The following is a 20,202-nucleotide window of genomic DNA, read 5'->3' as shown; positions in this document are numbered from 1 at the left end:
CGACGGGATGAGCAAAGAGCAGAAGCAGGATTTCCGGACGGCTGTCGCGAAGGCGCTGGAGTCCAACCAGGAGCGCCGCACGCAGGGCCACGGCTTCGAGGGTCCGGTACGGAGCAAGGTCAAGGGCGGTGCGCACACGAAGGCGGAGCTCAAGCGCTCGGGCACCCCGCAGGGTGACCGCATCGGTGAACGCAGTCGCGGCCTGAGCTGATCCCCGCGATCCCCCCTGTCCGGCCCTCGGCCCTTCCGGTTTCGACCGGGAGGGCTTTTTGCCGCCGGTCGGGAGTGGCCTTCGTCGGGCGTCGGCTTAACGGCTTCGGCGGGGAGGATCCGGACAACTGTTACATGTCCGACGGATGGTCTAGACGTCACCCCCGTAGCGTTTCGGTTGTCGCTGAGGGCGTCGCCGAGTGCGTCGCCGAGTGCGTCGCTGAGGGCGTCGCGAGGCCGAGGTCCGGGGCCGCACCGTCGTGATCGCAGGCAGCGCCGCTCTGGCCGCCGTCGGCGGGGCGCGGCGGGGCTCGGCTTCGCGATGCCGCGCCACGACCGGTACCGGGGCCGGCTGACCCCGCCCGGCCCGTCTGCCCGGCCCGTCTGCCCGGCCCGTCTGCCCGGCCCGTCTGCCCGGCCCGTCCGCCCCGCCCGCCTGCCCCGCCCATCCGCCCCGACCGGAGTACTTCCATGACCCGCACCCTCGATCCCGTCTGCCGCCGCACCCGCCGGGCCCGCCGCGTCGCCACCACCACCGCCCTCGCGGTCGCCGTGTCCGGCGCCCTCGCGGCCTGCGGTGGCGCCGCGGCCGCGGGCGGTCCGGAGCTCGCCCCGGACCCGAAGGTCGGCAGCACGGCCGCCGCCGCTCCGGTGGCGGACACCGGGCTCTCGCTCCCGAAGTCGCGCCCGACCGGCATGAGGATCGACGCGGCCGGGGTGGACGCGAAGAAGATGCTCGACCTCAAGGTGGACGCGGCCACGGGAGAGCTCGGCGTACCCGACGCGGACACGGACGCCGACACCCCCGGCTGGTGGACGGGCGGCGTCACGCCGGGCGAGAAGGGCGTCGCCGTGCTCGTCGCGCACTTCGACACCGCTCACGGGCCGGCGCTGATGAAGGACGTCAAGAAGATCAAGCTCGGCGACCGGATCGAGGTGCCGCGCGAGGACGGGAAGACCGCCGCCTTCAAGATCCGCGAGATCGAGGACGTCAACAAGAAGGACTTCCCGACCGACAAGGTCTACGGGCCGACCCGGCGCGCCGAGCTGCGCCTGCTGACCTGCGGCGGTGAGATCAAGGACGGCCACCGCACCAACAACGTCATCTTCTACGCCGATCTGGTGGCGTGATCCCGCGCCCGCGCGCCCAGGGCCCCGACCGGCTGTGGCCCGAGCGGCCGCCGACGCCGCCCGAGTCGGCCGAGTCGGCCGAGAGCGTGGCGTACGGGCCGTCCGAGCCGTCCGAGAGCGTGGCCCACGGGCCGCCCGAGCCGGTCCCGGGGGTCGGCGTATCGGCCGGGCGGCCGGCGCCCCGGCTGACGGAGGTCGTCCGGAGCGCGAGGGGAACCCGCTGATGCGTCGCCTCCGGGCCCGGCTCCCCGCCCGGGCCTCCACGCTGACCTGGAAGGCCGCGGTCTTCATCACCCTGATGTGCTGCGGCCTCGCGGCGCTCCTCGGCGGGCTCGTGCACGGCGCGATGACCCACCAGGCCACCGGAGTCGCCCGCGACAAGGCCCTGGCCCGTCTCACGCACACCGTCACGTCCTACGAGGCCGGCGCGCCCATACCGCCCGGCGAGGGCATCGATCCGGCGGGCCTGCCCGGGGAACTGCGCGCCCTGGCGGCGAGCGGGAAGCGCGGCACCGCCGTCGGGGAGCACCGGGGCAAGCCCGCGATGTGGGCCGCCGGACCGGCCGACCACGACGGCGTGATCGCCGCCGCGGTCGACTACAGCGGCAGCGAGCGGGCCATCGCCGACCTGGACCGGGCCCTCGTCGGCCCCTCCGTGCTCGCCATCGGCGCCACCCTGCTCATCGGCGCTTTCGGCGTCACCCGCATCACCCGGCGGCTGCTCCAGACGGCGCAGGTGGCCCGCCGGATCACCTCCGGCGACCTGGACGCCCGCGTCAACGACGCGCCGCGCAACCGGGACGAGGTCGCGGCGGTGTCGGGGGCGCTGGACACCATGGCGCCCTCGCTCCAGCGCGAGCTGGAGGCCGAGCAGCGTTTCACCGCGGACGTCGCCCACGAGCTGCGCACCCCGCTGACCGGCCTGAACGCGGCCGCCGAGCTGTTCCCGCCGGGCCGGCCGGCCGCACTGGTACGGGACCGGGTGCGGGCGATGCGCGCGCTGACGGATGACCTGCAGGAGATCTCCCGGCTGGCTGGACTCGTACGACCTGGGCGAGCTCGCGGCCCGCGCGATCCGCGCGTCGGGGACGCGCACGTCGCTGTCGGCGCCGGTTGCGGTGGCCGTCGCGGTCGCGGCGGACGGCCGCGCCACGCTGACCGTCACCGACGCGGGCCCGGGCTATCCGGAGTACCTGCTCGCGACGGGCCCCAGCGGTTCCGTACGGAGGGCATGAACAAGGGCCACGGCCTCGGCCTGACCATCGCGGCGGGCCAGTCCGAGGCCCTCGGCGCCACCCCGGCGTTCCACAACCCCGCTTCGGGCGGCGCCGAGGCGCGCCTCAGGCTCCCAGCGCCCGCAGCACCGGCAGCAGTTCGGCCTCCTCGCGGTCGAGATGCGCCAGCAGCCGCCGGCCGAGCACCTCCAACTCCCGCCTGACGGCCCCGCCCTGATCCCGGCGGAGCGCCTCGCCGAGCTCCTGCTGCATCCGGGCCATCTCCCGGTGCTCGTCCCCCAGCCGCCGGAAGAACCCGGCGAGCTGCGGATGCTGCCCGGCGAGCCACGGGAACAGCCCGGCGTCCTCCCCGGTGTGGTGGGCGTCCAGGGTCTGGCAGAAGGCCAGGCAGTGCTGGCGCAGCTGCATCCCGACCGGCGCGGCGGCCTCACCGGCGGGCAGCCGCAGGATCTCGCCGATCTGCGTCCGCAGCCACCCGTGCACCCGCACGACCATGCCCGCGACGCCGCCCTCCTCGCTCCCGGCCCCGTGCGTGCGCTGCAACTCCACGACGGGGATCACGCGCCGCGTCTTCCTCTGGTACTCCCCGTACCCGGGCTCCTCCCGCACGACGTGCGCGAACAGCTCCTCCCGCCGCGCCCCTTCGGCGGGCACGGCCACGGCCTCGTAGTCCTCGGTCCCGGCCTCGACCCGTACGAGGGGACGCGCGAGCAGATTGTGATACCAGTCCGGGTGCCGGTCGGCCCCGGCCGCGGACCCGACGACGTACACCCCCTGCCCTCCCGGCCCGCGCACACACCCCAGCGGCGCGGTGTGCTCCCGCCCGGAGCGCGCCCCGGTGGTGGTGAGCAGAAGGAGCTCGGCCCCTTCGAAGGGCCCGCCGACCTTGCCGGCGTTGGCTCGGAATTCCTCTATGACAGCCTGATTGAACGACATGAACCAATGACCTCTCGCGGTGTCTCCGTGCATGCATGACGGCAGCAGAACAACCGCGGAACTCACCCGTAGCCGGTGGCGAACACGCCCATGACCCGGTCCTTCACGAACAGGCGCTCACCCGGAATCCGCCCGGCCCACATCTCAGTAGGCGGCCCACGTGGCACCCACCCATAAAACCACACCACCGGCAGCCCAACTGCTGCCCACCCACCCGCCTCTGGGAGAACGAACGCCTGCTCCCGGCCCCCGAGAAGACCCCGAGAAGCCCCTCCCGGAAACGCCGAAGACCCCCAGCCGTGACCGGCTGGAGGTCTCCTCGCTCGTGCCCCCGGCAGGATTCGAACCTGCGACACCCGCTTTAGGAGAGCGGTGCTCTATCCCCTGAGCTACGAAGGCGGGGTGGCCGGGCCGTGAAGGGGTGGGCCACCGCGGTCAGTGTAGCGGGTTGGGCCGATCAGTACCGGACTACGGTCGGTGGGTGAGGTCTCACGGTGCGCTCGCGGCTCCGGCACGGCAGACGCGTCGCTCTGGTGGGTGTCCGTGAAGTCGGCCCCGGCGGCCTTGGCGGTGATCAGGGTCTGCTCCCGGGGTCGGCGCGGGTGGCGGAGTCGTCGGGGTGAAGGGTGTGGTTTCGCGCCAGGTTGGGGGGCCGGGGGGCGGGGTGTCCCGGCCATGGGGGGAGGGGGGTGTGTGGTGTGCGTGGCCGGTTGGGGGCGTGTTTCCCGGGGCTGAGGGGGAGTGCGCCGTCCTGCGAGGGGGGCGGGTGGCCGGGACGTAGACGGTCAGGGTCCGGTCAGGCTGTTCTCGGCAGAACTTACCCGCTGGTTACCCGCGATTACTCTGTGGCATGTTCTCGTGCGCAGAAACTGATCACGACCTTCCATCGGAGCGCCACATGGCCAGGCAGCACCGTGCCCTTCGCACTCGCCAGGAACTGATCCGCTCGGCCGCCGAGGCGTTCGACCGCGTCGGCTACGGCGAGGCGTCCATCGCCACGATCAGTTCCCGGGCCGGTGTGAGCAACGGAGCGCTGCACTTCCACTTCAAGAACAAGAAGGCGCTCGGGGAAGCGGTCGAACTGGTCGCGGCCCAGGTGCTGCTGCACGTCACCGGGCAGGTGCCGCTGCGCCACCCCGCCCCGCTCCAGCTCCTCATCGACACCTCGCACACCCTCGCCCGCACCCTGCGCGACGACCCGGTGCTGCGCGCGGGGTTCGGCCTCGGCTGCGACCGGACCTGGCACAGCGTCGTCAACCTGTGGGAGCACTGGCAGGACTGGGTCCAGCTGATGCTCACCGTGGCCAGGGACCAGGGCAGCCTCGAACCGGGCGTGGCGATCGAGGACGCCGTGTTCACCATCGCGGCCGTGTGCGCCGGTTTCGACGTCCTGAACCGCACCGGCGTGGAGTGGGAGGCGCGGCGCGCCGTCACGCGCTTCTGGCGGCTGATGCTGCCCCAGTTGTCGACCGAGGCGGCGCGGGAGCACCTGAGCCCCGAGGGGAGCGGCGCGGCGGCGTGTGCCCGGGGCGAGGGGTGGTCCGGCTACCGGGACATGGCGGGGATCTGCGGGAATCCCGCCTACTGCTGATTCCGTTCCCGCCCCGTCCGAGCAGCGGCTTTGTGCGGTGTTTGGACGCGCGTTGAGCGTCGGGCCGGATCGTGGGTGCCGTTCGGCCCCGGCGGTGGGCGACGGCGAGTGACGGAAACGGGGAACGCGGCATGGGCAGCGAGTGGTTTCGCAGGTTCGCTCCTCCCGGAGGGAACTCCGCCTCCGCGAGCCGGGCCACGCTGGTGTGCTTTCCCCACGCGGGCGGCGCGGCCAGCGCCTACCTGCCGCTGGCCCGCGCGCTCGCGCCCGGCGTCGGGATCCTCGCCGCGCAGTATCCCGGCCGTCAGGACCGCAGGAGCGAGCGGCCGGTCGCCGACATCGGGGAGCTCGCCGACTCCCTCGCCGCCGAGGTGAGCCGCGAACTGCGCGGCACGTACGCCTTCTTCGGGCACAGCATGGGCGCCCTCCTCGCCTACGAGACCGCCCGCCGGCTCAGGGATCTCGGCGTCGCCGGGCCCGTCCGGCTGTTCCTGTCCGGCAGGGGAGCCCCGACGCTCCACCCCGGCCGGCACGACCGGATGTCCACGGACGCCGACGTGCTGGCGGCGGTGCGCCGGCTCGGCGGGACCACGCCGGCCGTCCTGGACGACCCGGAGCTGCGGCAGATGGTCATGCCCGCCCTACGCGCCGACTACCGGGCGATCGGGGCGTACGCGTGGCGGGAAGGGGAGCCGCTGGACGTCCCGTTCAGCGTGTACGTCGGCGACAGCGACCCGGTGGTGAGCGTGGCCCAGGCGTCCGCCTGGCGGGACTTCACCACCGCGCCGACCAGCCTCGACGTCTTCCCCGGCGGCCACTTCTACCTGGACGGGCAGCTGCCCGCGCTGGCCAGGGCAGTGGCCGGGGCGCTCACCGGGGACCTGACGGCCGTCGATCTGCCCCTTCCCCGAACCTGACCGTCTCCTGAACCGGCTTGTCCGAGATTTGTGTGCGCTTGGACCGGCGTCTTGCAGTCTGATGACGTGATCTTGGGCGGATGACCGGGGGATTCGATTCGATGCAGTTCCGATTGCTGGGTCCGATGGAAGTGGTCGACAACGACAGGACGGTGGTGCTCGGCGGCACCAAGCAGCGCGCCACGCTCGGCTTCCTGCTTCTCCAGCCGAACAAGGTGGTGGCCACCAGCCGCCTGCTGAACGCCCTGTGGGGGGTGGACGAAGCCCCCGTGACGGCACGCAAGATCCTGCAGAACGCGGTCTACGGCCTGCGCGGCGTGCTGTCGTCCGCACACGGCGCGGGCAACCCGGCGGGCGCGGCGCTGCTGACCCAGCCGCCCGGCTACATGATGCGGGTCGATCCGGAGCGGGTGGACCTGCACCTCTTCCACAGCTGGGTCGCCCAGGGCCGGGACAAGCTGGCCAAGGGCCACCCGGAGGCGGCGGCGTCGCTGCTGCGCGACGCGCTGGCGCTGTGGCGCGGGCCCGCCCTCGCCGACCTGGTGGAGCGGGGGGTCGAGTGGCACGAACTGGCCGCGGTGCAGAACACCCGCCTGGACGTGCTGGAGGACTACTTCGAGGCGCAGTTGGCCTGCGGCCGCCACCACGAGGTCCTCTCGGAGCTGGAGACCACGGTGCGGGCCGAGCCGCTGCGGGAGCGCTCGTGCGCCCAGCTGATGCTCGCCCTGTACCGGTGCGGCCGACAGGCCGACGCGCTCGGCGTCTACAGCCGCGTACGGGCCGTGGTCGTCGAGGACCTGGGCCTTGAGCCGGGCCGCGGTCTGCAGCGGCTCCAGCAGCGGATCCTCACCCAGGACCCGGCGCTCGCCCTCGGCCGCGCGCCGGCCCGGTACGCCCCGCCCCCGTACGGGGCGAAGGGTGAGGGCGGCGCCCGGGAGCACGTCACGCTCGCCGCGCCGGTACGCGACACTCCGGCTCCGGTGCACCTCCCGCGTCCGGCCGCCGCGCAGCAGCCGACGTGGGCCGGGAGCGAGGAGCCGGGCGCCGACGCGGCGCAGCCGCGCGCGAGCACCGAGCGCCGCCAGGTCAGTGTCGTCTCCGTGCGCACCCGTATCGCGCCCTCGCTCGGCAGCGGCGTCGACCGGGAACTCGACGACCTCCTCGACGGGGCCGCGCTGCTCGTCAAGGAGCAGATCGAGCGCTTCGGCGGCACCGTGACCGCCTCCATCGGCTCGGTGTCCCTGGGCCTGTTCGGGCTCGACGACCCGCACGAGGACGACGCGCGCCAGGCCGTTCTCGCGGCCCTCGCGATCCGCGACGTCCTCGACGTTCCGGCGGGAGCGGGCTCCGAGACCGCCCGGTCGACGGTGCACGCCGCGGTGACGACGGGCGAGGTGCTGCTGCGTCGGCGCGGCCGGGAGCGGGCGCCGACCGCCGTCGGAGCGGTCCTCGACGAGTCCCAGGCGCTGCTGTGCGACGTGCCCGCGGGCGAGGTGCGGGTCAGCGACGCCGTCCGCCGCGCGAGCGAACGCGCCGTCCGCTACCGCCGTTGTGACGCGCCGACCGTGAGCTGGCACGCGCTGGGGGCGAGCGCCGGCGGGGCCGACGGCGCGGAGTCCGCCGAGCAGGCGGTCGAACTCGACGTCCTGCGCGGCCTGGTGAAGCGCACCCGGCACCGCGCCGTGCCCCATCTGGTCACGGTCCTCGGCGAGAGCGGCACCGGGAAGAGCCGGCTGCTGGGCGAGTTCGGGCGCTGGGTCGCCGAGCAGCCGGACGCGCCCCTCGTCCTGAGCGCACGCGCCCCCGAAGGCGGCGGCGCCATGCCGCTGGCGGTGCCGGGCCGGCTCCTCGCGGCGTACTGCGGCATCAGGCCCGAGGACGACGAGGCCACCGCGCTGGCCGCCCTGGAGCGCGAGGTACGCGCCCTCTACCTCTCCGCGCGGACGGTGGAGCAGCGGCTGCCCCGGCTGCGGGCCCTCATCGCCAGCGGTGGCGCCGACGTCCACGGTGGCGCCGATGTTCGCGGCAGCGCTGATGTTCGCGGCAGCGCCGAATACCCCGGCCGCGCCGACGGCCGCTCCGAGGCGCCGAGCCCGGAGGAAGTCCTCGACGTATGGCGGGAGTTCCTGCTGGAGGCCGCGCAGCGGCGCCCCCTGGTGCTGTGCGTCGACGACCTGCACCACGTCCCGGACGCGGCCCTGGACGCCGTCGGGGAACTGGCGGACTCCGCCGGTGCCGGGCCGCTGTTCGTGGTCGCCTGCGCCGGGCCCGAGCTGCTGGCTCGCAGGCCGTCCTGGGCCGGCGGCAAGAGCCACACCACGACGGTCACGCTGGACCGGCCCGAGCGGATCACCAATGAGCAGCTGGTCGAGTTCCTGCTCTCCGCGGCCCGCAGCGAAGGGTCGCGGGGCCCCGGCGGCCGTGACACGAGAACGCCCGCCCCCGTGCGGGAAAGGCCGAGGGGAAGCGGTCATTCCCCGGTAATCAAATCGGGGTCTTGTACGTCCGTTCGCGATTACCGGCAGGGGACCGGGGCGGGGAACTCGCGCTGGTAGCGTCCGAGCCGATCTGTGCAGGTGCTGTCGACAATGAATGGGAGTGAATGCGTCGTGTCCGAAAACAGTTACTGGCTGGTGACTGACATTGAAGACCATCAGGAGGCGTTCGGAAAGGCGTTCAACTCCGGTGACGCGAACGCGGTGAACGCGATGTACACCGACGACGCGGTCGGCGTGTGGGAGCCGGGATTTCCGGTCTACGGCCAGGAGCGCCGTGATTATGTCGTCGAGTTCCTGAAGACCCGCAAGCCCTCGGTGGAAGCGACCGTGCGCCAGCAGCTGGTGGTCGGCGACACCGCGATGCTCGTGGTCGAGTGGCAGATGCAGGCCCTCGACACGAACGGCGAGCCGGAGCAGCTGGAGGGCGTGGCCATCGACGTCCTGCACAAGGGCGCGGACGGGTTCTGGCGCTACCGCGTGGACAACCCCTTCGGGGTGAGCGGCCCGTGGACCGCTGAGGACGACGCCGCCCAGGGCTGACCGCGAGAGCGGCGAACGATCGAAGACACCCATCGCGGCGGACGCCGCACGAAGTACGGAGATGTACCTGTGTCCACTGTTTCTGCCTCCGAGTCGCCGGTCACCGTGGTCGGCCTGGGCCTGATGGGCCAGGCGCTCGCCGCGGCCTTCCTGGCGAAGGGCCACCCGACCACCGTCTGGAACCGTTCGGCCGGCAAGGCCGAGGAGCTCGTCGCCAAGGGCGCCACCCTCGCCGACTCGGTCAAGAGCGCGGTGGAGGCGAGCCCGCTCGTCGTCGTCTGCGTCTCGGACTACGACGCCGTGCACGGCCTGCTGGACCCGGTCGGCGCGTCGCTGGCGGGCCGCACCCTGGTCAACCTCACCACGGCCAGCTCCACGCAGGCCCGCGAGAGCGCCGAGTGGGCGGGCAAGCTCGGCGTCGCCTACCTCGACGGTGCGATCCTGGCACTTCCCCAGGCCATCGGCACCGAGGAAGCCACGCTGCTGTACTCCGGCCCGAAGGCCGCCTTCGAGCAGCACCAGGCGACCCTGCAGGTGCTCGGCGAGGCCGGCTCGCTCTACCTCGACGAGGACCACGGCCTGTCGGCCCTGTACGACATGTCCGTGCTCAGCATCATGTGGGGCGTCCTGAACAGCTTCCTGCACGGTGCCGCGCTGCTGGGCACCGCGAAGGTCAAGGCGACGACGTTCGCCGAGCTGGCCACCGTCGCGATCAACGTCACCGCCGGCTACGCCTCGGCGTACGCCCAGCAGCTCGACGAGGGCGAGTTCCCGGCCACCGACGCCACCATCAACGTCCACGTGGGCGGAATGCAGCACCTGCTGGAGGAGAGCCAGGCGCTCGGCGTGAACACCGAGCTGCCGAGTTTCTTCCTGGAACTGGCCAAGCGCGCCGTCGCCGACGGCAATGCCGAGGACAGCTACGCGGCGATGATCAAGCAGTTCCGCAAGCCCTCCGCCTGATTTCTTCCCTGCACCGCAACGGGCGAAGCCGGAAACCTGATCGCGGAATTCCGCGCCCGGGTTTCCCGGCTTTGCCCGAAGTCCTGTAAACCACTCCAACGCTTCCATGGTCAACGGGGGAATTTCGTGTTCGACGGAAACGGAAACGGAAACGGAAAAGCGACCAGAGCCGCGCCTCGCCGTACGGTGTCCAGGAGGGCGGCGCTCAAGGCGGGTGGCCTGGCCATCGCCGGAACGGCGCTCGGCGCGGGATTTCCCGGGCTCGCCGAGGCCGCCGAGGGCGGGGACCTCACCGGCCGGCAGAACTACGACACCATCGTCGTCGGGGCCGGGCTCTCCGGTCTCACCGCTGCCCGCGAACTGCGGGCGAAGGGCCAGCGCGTACTCGTGCTGGAGGCGCGCGACCGCATCGGCGGGCGCACGTGGACCGACACGTTCAACGACTACCAGATCGAGCGCGGCGGTGCCTGGGTCGACCCGAAGCAGCCGCACGTCTGGCGTGAGATATCGCGCTACAAACTGAAGATCGTGGCCGACGCGGGGCCCGAGCGCGTCCTCATGCCGACCACGAGCGGGTTCGCCGAATTCGACCCGGTCACGGCCTACACGCGCCAGGGCGAGCTGTTCACGCCCTTCTTCGAGGGCTCGCGGGACTACTTCCCCAAGCCCTACCAGCCGTTCACCCGGGAAGACCTCCTGGGGCCGCTGGACCGGCTGTCCCTGCGCGACCGGCTCAACCAGCTGGCCTACGCGCCCGAGGACGAGATCCGGATGACCAGCACCACCGGGCTGTACGGTGCGCCGACCTCGCGCGGCTCGCTGCTCGAACTGGCCCAGTGGTGGGCGCTGTCGGGCTGGAGCTACGAGGGCTTCTCCGCGATCAACACCTACCGCATGGAGCAGGGGACCATCGCGCTGGCCAACGCGCTCCTGGCGGACGGCAAGCCGGACCTCAAGCTCAAGTCCCCGGTCGCCTCCGTCACCCAGCAGAACGGCCAGGTGAAGGTGGTCACCCGGGCGGGCGCGGCCTACACCGCCGCCGAGGTCGTCATGGCGGTGCCGGTCAACGTCTGGAAGAAGATCACCTTCAACCCGGTGCTGCCGCAGGCGCACCGGGACGCCACCGCCCAGGGGTACGGCGTGCCGCGCCAGAAGAAGCTCTGGCTGGACCTGGCCACCCCCGCCGACCGGTTCATCGCCGAGGCGCCCGAGGACCACCCCTTCGTCATCCTGGGCCGGATGAACGAGAACGCTCCCGTCGTGGCGTTCACGGTCGACAACACCTTGAACGTCGCGAACCAGGCGGCGGTCGAGACCGCGGTACGGCGGATCCTGCCGTCGGCGAAGCTGCGCGCCTACACCGTGTGCGACTGGCAGGCGGACGAATTCTCCCTCGGCGGGCCCGCGTACCGGCAGCCCTCCCAGCTGACGAAGCTGCACCGGGCGATCGGCCAGCCCTTCGGGAAGGTCAAGTTCTGCGGCGACGACGTCGCCCTCGGCTGGAGCGGATACATGGACGGCGCCATCGAAGCGGGGCTCAGGGTCGCCGGCTCGCCCACGCTGTCGCCGACGCCGTCGGTCGCGCCGAACACCCGGGGCCTCGCGGTGCCGAACGTCGATCCCAAGATCTACCGCTCCATGGTCGGCCTGTAAACAACCACCCAGTGCCAGTCGGATCAGGGGTAGCCATGCCGTCGACAGTTAAATCCGTAACCGAACCAGTGGACTCGCTCTTTTCCTGGTTCCGTGAGATGCACGAAAAGAATCCGGTACACCACGACGATGAATACGGGTGGCAGTTGTTCCGCCACGCCGACATCACCCGGGTCCTCACCGACCCGAACACGTTCTCCTCGGACACGGTTCGGCTGTACAACGAACCGCAGCCCGATTTCGACCTGTTCCTCGCGGGCAACCTGGTCACCAACGACGCGCCCCATCACCGCAAGCTCCGCCGGGCGATCAGCCACGCCTTCACCCCGCGCGCGGTGGCGGGCCTGTCCGACCGGATCGGCCGGACCGTCGACTCCCTGCTCGACGGGGTCTCGGGATCGGACACCTTCGACCTGATCGGCGAGGTGGCCTACCCGCTGCCGATCATCGTGGTCGCCGAGATGCTCGGCCTGCCGGCCGAGGACGTGCCGATGTACCGGGCGTGGGGCGACGCACTGGGCGCGCTCGACGCGGCGACCGTGCCGCCGGAGGTGATGGAGTCCGACATCGTCCCCGCCATCCGGGAGATGAACGCGTACATCCTCGAACACGTCCGCAGGTGCCGGGAGAACCCCGGCGACAACGTGATCAGCGGGCTGGCCCGGGCCACCATCGACGACAAGCCGCTGCGCGACGGGGACCTGATCGGCCTGATCGGCCTCACCCTGTTCGCCGGCCACGCCGCCTCCATGGCGCTGCTCGGCAACGCGGTCATCACCTTCGACCGCCACCCCGAGGCGTACGCGGCCCTGCGCGCCGACCGCGAACTGCTGCCCAACGCCATTGAGGAGCTGATGCGGCTGTACCCGCCGTTCTCCCGGATGGCGCGCGTGACCACCACCGAGACCGAGCTCGGCGGGCACGCGATCGGCAAGGGCGAGCTGGTGACCCTGTGGAGCGGCGCGGCCAACCGGGACCCGCTGCGTTTCCCGGACCCGGACCGCTTCGACATCCACCGCGACACCAGCGGACACATCGCCTTCGGGCAGGGCATCCACTTCTGCCTCGGCGCTCCGCTGGCCCGGCTGGAGGCGAAGATCGCGCTCAACGCGCTGTTCGACCGCTTCGACGACATCTCCGTGGACCACGCGGCCGGTGTGGAGTTCGAGGACCCGATGCAGATCATCTGCCCCAGGCGGCTGCCGGTACGGATATCCGGTTCCGCCGGCCGCAGGTAGGGGGAGGCGTGTCTTCTTCAACGACCCCTTCAACGCCCCCTTCAACGACCCCTCCAACGACCCCGTCTTCAACGGTTGCGGCGGCGTGGCCGTCGGCGTCGTGGCGGTCATGGCACCGGCCGCTGGTGCTGAGCGCCGCGGCGATGGTGCCGATGGCGGTCCTGTGCGCGGTGGGACTCGTCGTCGACGACCGCGTCCTGCTGGACGCGCCCCTCTGGTACAAGCCGTTCAAGTTCACGGTCTCCTTCGCGGCGTACTGCCTCACCCTGTCCTGGATGCTGTCGCTCCTGCCCCGCGGCCGCCGCGTGGCCTGGTGGGCGGGGACGGTCGTCGCGGTCGCGTGCGTCATCGAGATCGTGATCATCACGGGGCAGGCGGCGCGCGGGAAGCGCAGCCACTTCAACTACGAGACGCCCTTCGACGCGGCGATGTACAACGTGATGGGCGGCGCGGTCATCTTCCTGTGGCTCGCCACGTTCGCCCTCGCCGTGCTGCTGCTCCGCTCCCGCATCGCCGACCGCGCCTCCACCTGGGCGATGCGCTGCGGGATCGTGCTGGCGCTGGCCGGGACCGCCGTCGGGTTCCTGATGGACCGGCCCGCGCCGGGGCAGCAGAGCGGCGTCTCCAAGGTGGTCGGCGCGCACAGCATCGGCGTGCCGGACGGCGGCCCCTCCATGGCGCTGACCGGCTGGTCGACCGCGGGCGGCGATCTGCGGATCCCGCACTTCTTCGGCATGCACGCGCTACAGCTGCTGCCGGTGCTGGTCATGGTGCTGGTCGCCCTCGCACCGCGCTTCACCCGCCTCGCGGACGACCGGGTGCGGCTGCGCCTGGTCCTGCTCGCCTCGGGGGTGTACGCCTGCGTCTTCGCCCTGCTGTTCTGGCAGGCGCTGCGGGGCCAGCCGCTGGTCCACCCCGACGGTGTGACGCTGGGGTTGGCCGGTCTGATCCTGGTGGCCGCCGTGCTCGGGACCTACGGGTCCCTGCGGGCTCCGGCCTCCCCTCCGGGGGAGACCGCACCCGACGCCGCCGAAGCGGTCGGCGCCGTCAAGGAGCTCACGTAGCGGTCCCGCGTCCCCCTGCTGACCCGCATCACGCTCGCGGCCCGGTGTTCCTCGAACACCGGGCCGCGTTCTCGTTGTCTCAGAAGCCGTTGAAGAAGCCGTGCAGCCGGCTGATCCGGCCGCCCTCGAACCAGGCCACGTCGAAGCCGCTGGCCACCGGTGCGCCGCCCGCGGGGCCGACCTGCCACGAGAAGTGGACGGCGCCGTGGTGGGTGAGCACCGTGCCGTGGCTGAAGCGCATCCCGGTGAAGTTCTTCTGGGCCACGGAAAGGTACTGGTCGATGGCCGCGGCGCCGTCCGCGGCGATGGTCGGGTCGGTGTACGTGGCGTCCGGGGTGAATACGTCGGCGAGCAAAGCCTGCCGGGCCCGGGAATCCGATTCGTTCCACATCGCGATGTATTTTTCGACGAGCTTGGTGACGGCGTTCTTGTCCATGGTAAAAGACTAGGCCTTTCGGTCCGGCTCGGGCGTACGGGTTTTCGGCCAAACAGCGAGCCCACTCTCACCGCAGGGCGAGAGTGGGCTCGGTGGGAGTGGAAATCAGAGTGAACTGGGCAGGTGCGACGGGAAATATCCGGCGCGGACGAAGAAACTCACGTATTTGTCGAACAGTTCCCGGTCGATCGGCGGGCATTCGATGCCGGTGCCGCGCAGAGCTTCCTCCGTGTCCGACACGTCGATCGGCGGGTAGGTGGTCGTGCCGCTCCCCGCGTTCATCCCCTCGAACGAGTCCAGCAGCGGGACGACGGCGTTCTTGCGGTCCGCGCGCACCCGGGCCGACCACGCGTCCCAGTCCAGTTCCGGCAGGTCGTAGCCGAAGGACCTGAGGTGTCCGACGAACTCGGTGAAGGTCTGGTCCTGCCGGTTGTAGAGGTGGAAGGTCCGGCTCGCGGTGTCCTGACGGGCCGCCAGTGCCGTGATCGCCGCGCTGACGTAGTCCACCGGGACCATGTGGAGGACGCCGGCCAGGCTCTCCGGTACCGCCCCGGCCTCCAGCAGGCCCTTGAGGCTCAGCCAGACGAAGTCCTTGGTCTGGCAGGCGCCGGTGACCCGGTCGCCGCAGACGACGTCCACCCGGTAGACCGAGACGGGCAGCCCCCGGTCCCTGGCGATCTCGATGACCTGCTCGGCCACCCACTTGCTCCGCAGGTACCCGTTGTGCAGCAGGTGTCCGGGTCCGGTCGGGTCGCCCACGGTGGCCGCGGCGGCGTCGGGGCCGGGTGCGGGGAACACCCCGGTCGTCGACACGTAGTGCACCGGAACCGTCCGGTGCGCCGCGGCCAGCCGCAGGACCTCCCGGGTGCCGCCCACGTTGCCCGGCGCGAGCGCCGTGTAGGGCCGCACCCAGCTGACCGTCGCTCCGGCGTGGTAGACGACGTCGACCCGGCGGGAGAGGTCGTCGAACTCCTCCTCGGTCAGGCCCAGTCGGGTCGCGGTCAGGTCGCCGACGACGACGGAGAGCCGGGACGGGTCGATGTCGTCCCAGACCTGGTACCAGGCCAGGTTCTCGTGCAGCCGGCGGGTCGCACCGGCCCGGTCCTCACCGCGCACCAGGCAGTGCACGGTGGCCGTGGTCGAGCGCATCAGGTCGCGGAGCAGGAACGCGCCGAGGAATCCGGTGGCGCCGGTGAGCAGGATCTCGGAGGGGTCCGTGGCCACCCGGCTGACCTCGCCGGCCGGCCGGACGTCCTCGTCGAGGTGGACCTCGGCGGCGAAGTCGACGTCGGCGGCGCCGGCGGCCTCCCCGGTCGCGACGGCCAGCAGTGTGCAGAGGTGCTCCACCAGCTTCTCGGGCGTGGGGTGTTCGAAGACCAGCGAGGGCGGCAGCTTCAGACCGGTCGCCTCCGCGAGCCGGTTGCGCAGCTCCACCGAGGTGAGCGAGTCGAAGCCGGAGTCGGAGAAGCGCTGGTGTTCCTCGATCGCGCCCGGCGCCGAGTGCCCCAGCACCAGGGCCACTTCGCGGTGGAGGAAGTCGGCGACCACGTCCCGCCGGCCCGACGGGGACAGACCCGCCAGCCGCTCGGGCAGCAGCTCGTCCTCGGACGGGGACCCGTCGGAGCCCGCGTCGGCGTTCTCGACCAGCCGGCGCAGCAGGAGCGGCGCCCGCCGGGCGTTGGACCGCAGGGCGGTCAGGTCGACGGGGGTGACGACCAGCGCGGGCCGGTCGGTCCGCAGCGCCAGGTCGAGCAGCTCCGGCCCGCTGTCCTCGGTGATGGTGAGCAGCCCGGAGCGGGCGATCCGGTCGAGTTCGCCGCGGGTCAGGTGCCCGCTCATCCCGCGCTCGTGCGCCCACAGCCCCCAGGCCAGCGAGGTCGCCGGCAGCCCGAGTCCGCGGCGGTGGGCGGCCAGCGCGTCGAGGAAGGTGTTGGCGGCGGCGTAGTTGGCCTGGCCGGTGCCGCCGATGACGCCCGCGACGGACGAGAACAGGACGAAGGCGTCCAGGTCCCGGTCGAGGGTGAGCTCGTGCAGGTTCCACGCGGCACGCACCTTCGGCCGCAGGACGGTCGACATCCGCTCCGGTGTCAGGTCCGGGATCATGCCGTCGTCCAGGACGCCCGCGGCGTGCACGACGCCGGTGAGCGGGTGCTCGTCCGGGATGGCGTCCAGCAGCGCGGCGAGTGCCTCCCGGTCGGCGGGGTCACAGGCGACGACGCGTACCTGTGCGCCGAGTGCGGTGAGGTCGGCGGCCAGTTCGGCGGCGCCGTCCGCCTCCGGTCCCCGGCGGCTGACCAGCAGCAGCCGGGACACTCCGTGCGTGCGGACCAGGTGACGGGCGAACAGCCCGCCGAGCGCCCCGGTCCCGCCGGTGATCAGCACGGTGCCGCCGGAGCGCCACAGGGCGCCGGTCCGCGGTTCGCCGCCCGGGGGGAGCTTGGCCACGCCGGGTACGAGCACTTGGCCGGAGCGGACGGCGGCCTGCGGCCGGCCGGCGCCCAGGACCGACCCCAGGACCGACGGCAGGGCCGCCAGGGATGCCGGGTCCGTGTCCACGTCGACGAGCACGACCCGGCCGGGCGCCTCCGACTGGGCCGATCGCAGCAGCCCCCACAGCGGTGCGGCGACGAGGTCCGAGACGTCCGTGCCGTCGTGGTCGGTGGACACGGCCCCACGGGTCAGCACGACCAGCGGGACCTCGGCGGTGCGGTCGTCCGCCAGCCACGACTGGAGCAGGGTCAGCGCCCGCCGCGTGCTCTCCTCGGCGCGCCCGGGCACGTCCGCGCCCGGGGGGAAGACCATCGGGACGACCAGGGCCTCGTACGGCGTGTCCGAGTCGAGCGCGGCCAGCGCGTCCGCCACCTCGTCGAAGACCGCGCCGGGGGCGAATTCCGGCTCGTCGGGGAGCTCGGTACCGCCGAAGCGCAGCGTCGCCGGCGCCGGCGCCGGCGCTGTGGCCGCGGCCGGTACGGTCGCGGTGACCGGGGCCCAGTCGACGCGGAGCAGCGAGTCCCGCGGCCCCGTCACGGTGGTCGCCGCGGCGGAGACCGCGTCGGGCTTGAGCCAGTACCGCTCCCGCTGGAACGGGTAGGTCGGCAGGTCGACCCGCCGCGCCCCGGTCCCGGCGAAGAAGGCGCTCCAGTCGACGGGGACCCCGGCGGACCAGAGCCCGCCGAGCGCGGCGACGGCGCCGTGTGCCTCGTCCTGGCCGCTCCGCACCGCGGCCACGGGGGTGATCGGCGCGCTCTCGGCGACCAGGGCGGAGAGGACTCCGGCCGGGCCCAGCTCCAGGGTGACGCTCACGTTCCGGTCGCTCAGGGTGCGGGTCGCGTCGAGGAAGCGGACCGGCCGGCGGACCTGGTCCACCCAGTACTGCGGCGACCGCAGCTGTTCCTCGGTGGCGAGCTCGCCGGTGAGCGTCGACACGATGGGGATGTCCGGCGCGTTCAGGGTGACCGTGCGCAGCACCCGGCCGAACTCCTCCAGCATCGGATCCATGAGCGGCGAGTGGAAGGCGTGGCTGACGGTCAGCCGCTTGGCGCGGCGTCCCCAGGACCGTACGGTCTCGCTGATCTCCTCGACCGCGTCCCGGTCGCCGGAGACCACGGTCGACACCGGGCCGTTGAGCGCGGCGATGGCCACGGCGCCGTCGGAGCGCAGCAGTGGCGTGATCTCGTCCTCGGTGGCCTGCAGCGCGGCCATCGCGCCGCCCTCCGGCAGCGCCTGCATGAGCCGGCCGCGCGCGGCGACCACGGCCGCCGCGTCCGGCAGCGACAGCACTCCGGCCACGTGCGCGGCGGACAGCTCGCCGATCGAGTGGCCGGCGAGGTAGTCCGGGCTGATCCCCCACGCCTCGAAGAGCCGGAACAGGGCGACCTCCAGCGCGAACAGCGCCGGCTGGGCGTACCGGGTCCGGGTCAGACGGCTCTCGTCGTCCAGCACCTCGTGCAGCGGCTGCTCCAGGTGCGGGTCGAGGTGGGCGCAGACCGCGTCGAAGGCCTTGGCGAACTCCGGGAACTCCTCGTACAGCCGCTTGCCCATGGCGACGCGCTGCGCGCCCTGGCCGGTGAAGAGGAAGGCCAGCCGGCCGCCCTTGCCCGGCGCTACGGCGCTCGCGGTCCGGGCGCCTTCGGCGGCCAGCGGGCGCAGGGCCGCGAGCAGCGACCCGGCGTCGGGACCGACCACCACGGCCCGGTGCGGCAGGGCCGCGCGGGTGGTGGCCGTCGAGTAGGCCAGGTCGGCCGCGGACAGACCGGGGTTGTCCTCGACGTACGCGATCAGGTTGCGGGCCTGGGCGGCCAGGGCCGGCCGGCTCTTGGCGGACAGCGGCAGCGGGACGAGCCCGGGCGCCGCCGCCGGGCTCTCGCCCGTCTCCGCCTCGCCCGTCTCCTCCTCGGGAGCCTGCTCCAGGATCACGTGCGCGTTGGTGCCGCTGACCCCGAAGGAGGAGACCGCCGCACGGCGGGGCCTGCCCGTCCGCGGCCACGGACGCTGCTCGGTGAGCAGCTCGACCGCGCCCTCGGACCAGTCGACCAGCGGTGTCGGCTCGTCGACGTGCAGGGTCCGCGGCAGCTGCCGGTGCCGCATCGCCTGGACCATCTTGATCACGCCGCCCACGCCGGCCGCCGCCACCGAGTGTCCGATGTTGGACTTCAGCGACCCCAGGTAGAGGGGGCGTTCGGGGGCGTGCGCGGCGCCGTAGGTGGCCAGCAGCGCCTGCGCCTCGATGGGGTCGCCGAGCCGGGTGCCGGTGCCGTGCGCCTCCACGACGTCCACGTCGGCGGCGTCCAGGCGCGCGCCGGCGAGCGCGGTGCGGATGACCCGTTCCTGCGAGGGGCCGCTGGGGGCGGTGAGGCCGTTGGAGGCGCCGTCGGAGTTGACGGCCGACGAGCGCAGCACGGCCAGCACCCGGTGCCCGTTGCTCACGGCGTCACTGAGCCGTTCGAGCAGGATCAGCCCGACGCCCTCCGCCCAGCTGGTGCCGTCGGCGGCGGCGGCGAACGACTTGCACCGGCCGTCGGGGGCCAGGCCGCGCTGGCGGGAGAAGTCCACGAACCCGCCGGGGCTCGCGGCGATCGTGACGCCGCCGACGAGCGCGAGGCTCGACTCGGCGGCGCGCAGCGACTGCGCCGCCAGGTGCATCGCGACCAGGGACGACGAGCACGCCGTGTCCACGGTCATGGAGGGGCCCTCGAAGCCGAAGGCGTAGGAGACGCGGCCGGAGACGACGCTGGCGAGCTTGCTCGTCAGCAGGTACCCCTCGAACTCCTCCGGCCCGGCCAGCCCCAGGTAGGACTGCTCCACGGCGCCGACGAAGACACCGACGTCGGAGCCCTTGAGGGTGGTCGGGTCGATCCGCGCGTGTTCGAAGGTCTCCCAGGCGGTCTCCAGCAGCACCCTCTGCTGGGGGTCCATCGAGAGCGCCTCGCGCGGCGAGATGCCGAAGAACGCGGCGTCGAACTCGGTCGCTCCGTGGAGGAAGCCGCCTTCCCGGGTGTACGTGGTGCCCGGGACGTCCGGGTCGGGGTCGTAGAGCGCGTCGACGTCCCAGCCGCGGTCCGCGGGGAAATCGGTGACGCCGTCCCGGCCGTCCGCGACGAGCTTCCACAGGTCATCGGCCGAGCGCACGCCGCCCGGGTAGCGGCAGGCCATGCCGACGATCGCGATCGGTTCGGCCCGGCCGGACTCCAGTTCCGCGATGCGCGCTCTGGCTTTCCGCAGGTCGGCGGTGACCCACTTCAGATAGTCCGCGAGCTTCTTCTCTTCCACCATGAGGGCTTTACCTGTTCC

At 72.6% G+C, this 20,202-nt stretch carries 14 protein-coding genes, 1 tRNA gene and 1 pseudogene; 12 read left to right on the top strand and 4 right to left on the bottom strand.

Annotation, left to right across the window (positions count from 1 at the left end):
- Positions 1 to 7 precede the first annotated feature (7 nt).
- The 4 genes and pseudogenes from OG982_RS11860 (at position 8) to OG982_RS11845 (ending at position 2,779) form a co-directional block, all read left to right on the top strand.
- Positions 8 to 211 (top strand): hypothetical protein, encoded by a 204-nt coding sequence (locus tag OG982_RS11860; RefSeq protein ID WP_266787582.1) that lies wholly within the window; start codon positions 8 to 10, stop codon positions 209 to 211.
- A 470-nt stretch (positions 212 to 681) separates the two neighbouring features.
- Complete coding sequence (locus OG982_RS11855; RefSeq protein ID WP_266948512.1) at positions 682 to 1,341, top strand: sortase; 660 nt, start codon at positions 682 to 684, stop codon at positions 1,339 to 1,341.
- Positions 1,338 to 1,565 carry a hypothetical protein gene (locus OG982_RS11850; protein ID WP_266787586.1) on the top strand — a complete coding sequence of 76 codons (228 nt, stop codon included), beginning with the start codon at positions 1,338 to 1,340 and terminating at the stop codon, positions 1,563 to 1,565. The genes OG982_RS11855 and OG982_RS11850 overlap by 4 nt, the downstream gene beginning before the upstream one ends.
- Positions 1,565 to 2,779: pseudogene (locus OG982_RS11845) on the top strand (histidine kinase dimerization/phospho-acceptor domain-containing protein). The gene OG982_RS11850 and the pseudogene OG982_RS11845 overlap by 1 nt, the downstream one beginning before the upstream one ends.
- Here OG982_RS11845 and OG982_RS11840 read toward each other — a convergent pair.
- Together OG982_RS11840 and OG982_RS11835 are read right to left on the bottom strand one after the other, a co-directional pair.
- Positions 2,682 to 3,512, bottom strand: a complete 831-nt coding sequence (locus OG982_RS11840; RefSeq protein WP_266948511.1) for a nitroreductase/quinone reductase family protein — start codon at positions 3,510 to 3,512, stop codon at positions 2,682 to 2,684. The pseudogene OG982_RS11845 and the gene OG982_RS11840 sit on opposite strands and share 98 nt — an antisense overlap.
- A 326-nt stretch (positions 3,513 to 3,838) precedes the next feature.
- A tRNA-Arg gene (locus OG982_RS11835) sits at positions 3,839 to 3,911 on the bottom strand.
- A 499-nt stretch (positions 3,912 to 4,410) separates the two neighbouring features.
- Between OG982_RS11835 and OG982_RS11830 the strand changes: the two genes are divergently transcribed.
- The 8 genes from OG982_RS11830 to OG982_RS11795 all read left to right on the top strand — a co-directional run bounded on the left by OG982_RS11830 (position 4,411) and on the right by OG982_RS11795 (position 13,976).
- Positions 4,411 to 5,103, top strand: coding sequence for a ScbR family autoregulator-binding transcription factor (locus OG982_RS11830; RefSeq protein WP_266787592.1), 693 nt, complete (start codon positions 4,411 to 4,413; stop codon positions 5,101 to 5,103).
- Positions 5,104 to 5,234: 131 nt separating this feature from the next.
- On the top strand, positions 5,235 to 6,020 hold the full coding sequence (locus tag OG982_RS11825) for a thioesterase II family protein (protein WP_266948509.1): 786 nt from the start codon (positions 5,235 to 5,237) through the stop codon (positions 6,018 to 6,020).
- A gap of 101 nt (positions 6,021 to 6,121) precedes the next feature.
- Entirely contained in the window at positions 6,122 to 8,575 is a 2,454-nt protein-coding gene (locus tag OG982_RS11820) for a BTAD domain-containing putative transcriptional regulator (protein WP_266948507.1), read from the top strand.
- Positions 8,576 to 8,653: 78 nt separating this feature from the next.
- The gene (locus OG982_RS11815; RefSeq protein ID WP_266948506.1) at positions 8,654 to 9,058 is read left to right on the top strand and encodes a DUF4440 domain-containing protein; all 405 of its coding nucleotides are present in this window, start codon (positions 8,654 to 8,656) and stop codon (positions 9,056 to 9,058) included.
- A 69-nt stretch (positions 9,059 to 9,127) separates the two neighbouring features.
- Positions 9,128 to 10,021, top strand: a complete 894-nt coding sequence (locus OG982_RS11810; RefSeq protein WP_266787600.1) for an NAD(P)-dependent oxidoreductase — start codon at positions 9,128 to 9,130, stop codon at positions 10,019 to 10,021.
- Positions 10,022 to 10,207: 186 nt separating this feature from the next.
- Entirely contained in the window at positions 10,208 to 11,674 is a 1,467-nt protein-coding gene (locus OG982_RS11805; protein ID WP_266787602.1) for an NAD(P)/FAD-dependent oxidoreductase, read from the top strand.
- 98 nt (positions 11,675 to 11,772) lie between these two features.
- Positions 11,773 to 12,912 (top strand): cytochrome P450, encoded by a 1,140-nt coding sequence (locus OG982_RS11800; protein WP_266787604.1) that lies wholly within the window; start codon positions 11,773 to 11,775, stop codon positions 12,910 to 12,912.
- Positions 12,913 to 13,055: 143 nt separating this feature from the next.
- Positions 13,056 to 13,976 carry a hypothetical protein gene (locus tag OG982_RS11795; protein ID WP_266792012.1) on the top strand — a complete coding sequence of 307 codons (921 nt, stop codon included), beginning with the start codon at positions 13,056 to 13,058 and terminating at the stop codon, positions 13,974 to 13,976.
- 79 nt (positions 13,977 to 14,055) lie between these two features.
- Here OG982_RS11795 and OG982_RS11790 read toward each other — a convergent pair whose 3' ends face one another.
- Together OG982_RS11790 and OG982_RS11785 are read right to left on the bottom strand one after the other, a co-directional pair.
- Positions 14,056 to 14,412: a nuclear transport factor 2 family protein gene (locus OG982_RS11790; RefSeq protein ID WP_266787606.1), complete on the bottom strand. Its 357-nt coding sequence runs from the start codon at positions 14,410 to 14,412 to the stop codon at positions 14,056 to 14,058.
- Between the two features lie 105 nt (positions 14,413 to 14,517).
- On the bottom strand, positions 14,518 to 20,184 hold the full coding sequence (locus tag OG982_RS11785; protein ID WP_266948504.1) for a type I polyketide synthase: 5,667 nt from the start codon (positions 20,182 to 20,184) through the stop codon (positions 14,518 to 14,520).
- Positions 20,185 to 20,202: the final 18 nt, after the last annotated feature.

Origin of the sequence: Streptomyces sp. NBC_01551, from assembly GCF_026339935.1 — a bacterium.
Classification (GTDB): domain Bacteria; phylum Actinomycetota; class Actinomycetes; order Streptomycetales; family Streptomycetaceae; genus Streptomyces.
The sequence above is the reverse complement of the archived record's forward strand: the minus strand, read 5'-3'. Positions and strand labels throughout refer to the sequence as shown.